Origin of the sequence: Candidatus Cryosericum odellii, from assembly GCF_003570935.1 — a bacterium.
Lineage (GTDB): Bacteria > Caldisericota > Caldisericia > Cryosericales > Cryosericaceae > Cryosericum > Cryosericum odellii.
The window spans coordinates 1-3,178 of the sequence record NZ_QXIU01000119.1; the positions used below are offsets into that span (position 1 = coordinate 1).

4 protein-coding genes and 1 pseudogene are annotated in these 3,178 nt (G+C 56.4%); 3 read left to right on the plus strand and 2 right to left on the minus strand.

What is annotated here, in order from left to right; translation table 11 throughout:
* Together SMC5_RS05025 and rpmB are read right to left on the minus strand one after the other, a co-directional pair.
* Positions 1-314 (minus strand): annotated as a pseudogene (locus SMC5_RS05025) (S-methyl-5-thioribose-1-phosphate isomerase); the annotation flags it as partial.
* A gap of 148 nt (positions 315-462) precedes the next feature.
* Complete coding sequence (rpmB, locus tag SMC5_RS05030; RefSeq protein ID WP_119088999.1) at positions 463-648, minus strand: 50S ribosomal protein L28; 186 nt, start codon at positions 646-648, stop codon at positions 463-465.
* A 103-nt stretch (positions 649-751) separates the two neighbouring features.
* On the opposite strand from rpmB, the gene SMC5_RS05035 reads away from it, so the two are divergent.
* From SMC5_RS05035 to SMC5_RS05045, 3 genes are all read left to right on the plus strand, one after another.
* Complete coding sequence (locus SMC5_RS05035) at positions 752-1,114, plus strand: Asp23/Gls24 family envelope stress response protein (protein WP_119087309.1); 363 nt, start codon at positions 752-754, stop codon at positions 1,112-1,114.
* A gap of 20 nt (positions 1,115-1,134) precedes the next feature.
* Positions 1,135-2,772: a DAK2 domain-containing protein gene (locus tag SMC5_RS05040; protein WP_165846565.1), complete on the plus strand. Its 1,638-nt coding sequence runs from the start codon at positions 1,135-1,137 to the stop codon at positions 2,770-2,772.
* Positions 2,772-3,178, plus strand: a 407-nt coding sequence (locus SMC5_RS05045) for a purine-nucleoside phosphorylase (RefSeq protein ID WP_165848982.1), incomplete at its 3' end; no start/stop codon positions are given. The genes SMC5_RS05040 and SMC5_RS05045, both read left to right, overlap by 1 nt.

The window sequence follows — 3,178 nt, forward strand, 5'->3', positions numbered from 1 at the left end:
TCTTGAAACAGTTCGGCACCATACTTCGACAAGGCGAGATTGCGGTCCTCGTCGTCCTGGGCAAGCCTGTCCGCGAACGCAGCCAGTTCATCGGCCGCTGCCTGTGGGTTCTTGCCAAGACTCGGCGCTCCATCGGCAAGAGAGCGATCGACGGCCCAGGCAAGGTTCACGGCAGTGGGCCGGGCGCTCTTGAGATAGGCGCCAGCGTCGAGAACAAACTGTGTGGGCTGCGGAGTCGTCACCGCCTCTCGGGCAGCCAGAACCATACCATAAGCGGCAGCGACGCCGATTGCGGGAGCCCCGCGAGTGTTCATATTCTTGATGACCGAATAAACATCTCTGTAAGACCTACACTCGATCCACTCAATCTCGAAGGGGAGCCTGAGCTGGTCGAGTACACGCAAACTAGAGCCTGTCCACAACAGGCTCCGAAGTTCTTCACTCATTGGTCGAAGCGTCGAATCAGGCTGTGGCCTTCAGCTTCTTGAGACACTTTCCGCACACGCGAATCCTCTGAACCCTGCCGTTCATCTCTACCTGTACTGTGTGAAGATTCGGCAGGAAACGACGAGAACTGCGCTGAATGGAATGGCTAACCGTGTTGCCTACCATTGGACCCTTGCCACAAATAGTACATACTCTGCTCATTTCGATGAACCTCCATGAAAAAGTAGGTTAATTCTACGTCAAAGGCCAACGAATTCAAGTTTGGTGGTATAATCGAATACCACATTTTGCCTGGAGAGTGGATATGACTGATACAAAAGGTAAAGTCGTTCTCAGCAGGAATGCAATGGAGGAAATCCTCCGGCTGGCTACCCTGAATGTTTACGGCGTGACAGGGCTGGCTCCCGTCACATTCGCCGAACGCTTCACTGGCGCTCTTGCGCTTCTGTCGACACCGAAGGGCGTCGATGCTCAGATCAGAAAAGACGGCACGATCGAGGTGACCGTTCATGTTCGGCTCCAATATGGTCTTCGTGTTTCCGAAGTCGCCCGTACCATTGTATCACAGGTTCGCTATGTCTTCTGCAGTATGACGGGGATTGCGCAGGAGAGAGTCGAACTGAACGTCGTGGTCTGGTCCATTCGCGTCGAAAACGAAAACGAATAGCAATACTTCCGGAGGATATCTTGAAAGAAATCGGTTACAGTGAGCTTGAGGCGCTGTTCACGGCTGCTCTCGCCAGCCTCGAATCCCGCAAAGCCTTTATCAACAGTCTGAACGTTTTTCCCGTGCCCGACGGAGACACCGGCACGAACATGTCTCTCACCCTCCGAACTGCTCTGGAGGAAGTCCAGAAGAGTCAGCCCAAGTCCATGAAAGAGTTGGTCTCGACATTGTCCGCCGGATCCCTCATTGGGGCGCGCGGAAATTCAGGCGTCATCCTGTCACAGATCATCCGCGGCATGGCAACGGCAGCTGACAGCAAGCCGGTACTGACCACGACAGATTTCACACAGATGCTCACCAAAGCGACCGAGGTAGCATATAAAGCGGTGGTCATGCCTGTAGAAGGAACCATCCTGACCGTCGTCAGACGCATGGCCGAGAGTGCGGCCGGGCTGCACCAGGAAGACTATACGGATTACCTGGCCGAGGTCATCAGGACAGGAAGACAAGCGGTCAAGGAGACGACTGGGCAGCTTCCCGCACTGGCGGAAGCCCATGTGGTGGATGCCGGCGCCGAGGGCCTTGTGACCCTCCTGGAAGGCATGTTGATGAGCCTCCGGGGTGAGACGGTCGCCTCCGGGAAACTGACAGTCGAGGATGAGACCGAGGAGCATGTCGGCCCGCAGGACCTGACGTACCGTTATGACACTGTGATCCTGGTGGCTTCCGACACGCTGCCGGAAGCGGAAGTCCGTGCGAAACTGACCGAACGTGGCGATAGCCTTGTCATGGCCTCGGCGGGCGGCCTTACCAAGATCCATGTCCACACCAACGAGCCGTACGATACTATCCAGTACCTCATGAAGTTTGCCCCGATACGGGAGGGGCGCATCGAGGATATGCAATACCAGGCAAACGAGTATGCCGGCGGCCCGGCATCCGGGGCAGGTTCTTCCTCAAAGACACTCGCTTCGACGGAGGGCTGCGCTGACGAGTACGTGCAGCATGCATACGTGGTAGTGTCACCGGGGGTCGGATTTGACGAAATTTTCCGCAAACTTGGAGCACAGATCATCGTGGGCGGCGGTGACACGATGAATCCGCCGACTGAGGCTTTCGTCGATCCCATCAAAGCATGCAACGCCAAGTCCTTCATTGTCTTCCCAAACAACAAAAATATCATTATGGCCGCACAACAGGCCGCCGACCTCATTGATAAGGACGTGCACGTGTTGAACGCTCGCCACCCGGTGCAGGCTATCAGTGCGCTGGTCCAGCTGGCTTCCTGTGGTCCTGATGACGACTGTCTGGCGGTCGCAAACCAGGCCATCGAGGCGACAGATTTCTTTGCGGTCACGTGTGCAACCAAGAATGCCTCGGTCTCTGGAATGCTTGTCCACGAAGGCGACTATATGTTGCTCGTCGACGACAAGCTTGTGGGGCTTGGTCAGTCGGTCGAGGGAGCACTGATGCACCTCAGCGAATCTCCCATCACCTGGGATGACAAGTCTCTGGTATCGGTTTACCGGGGCGCCGACTTTGCTGAGGCGTCATTCGATGTGCTCGTTGCGACGTTGACCCGACAGTTCCCTGATCTTGAGATCCAGCCTTATTACGGAGGGCAGGCCTTCTACAGCGTCGTGGGGTCGGTCGAGTAATGGACAGCGCTCAGCTGAGACAGCAGGTGACCATCGCGGTCGACAGCCTGATGCGGCGTATTGGGCAGTCGTACGAAATTACTGTCGTCCTCGGATCTGGTCTGTCGAGCTTCGTGGACCGGATGGATGGGCGGACAATCGTTCCCTACGTCGAGATTCCGGGGTTCCCTGTGTCGACAGTCAAGGGGCATGCCAGCAAGCTTGTTGCGGGGAGCATCGGTGGACACAGAGTTTTGTGTTTTGCAGGTCGCTTTCATTACTACGAGGGTTATGACGCTGCCACGGTGACCATCCCTGTTCGAGTTGCCCAGGCCCTGGGAGTTCGTATCGCCCTCTTCACGAATGCGGCGGGCGGTATTGCGGATCGTCTGCGACTGGGGGATCTCATGGTCATCGAAGACCATCT

Excerpts from the sequence above, each read along its gene's own strand:
- rpmB (WP_119088999.1), bottom strand. The coding sequence starts at position 648 with ATGAGCAGAGTATGTACTATTTGTGGCAAGGGTCCAATGGTAGGCAAC.
- SMC5_RS05035 (WP_119087309.1), top strand. The coding sequence starts at position 752 with ATGACTGATACAAAAGGTAAAGTCGTTCTCAGCAGGAATGCAATGGAG.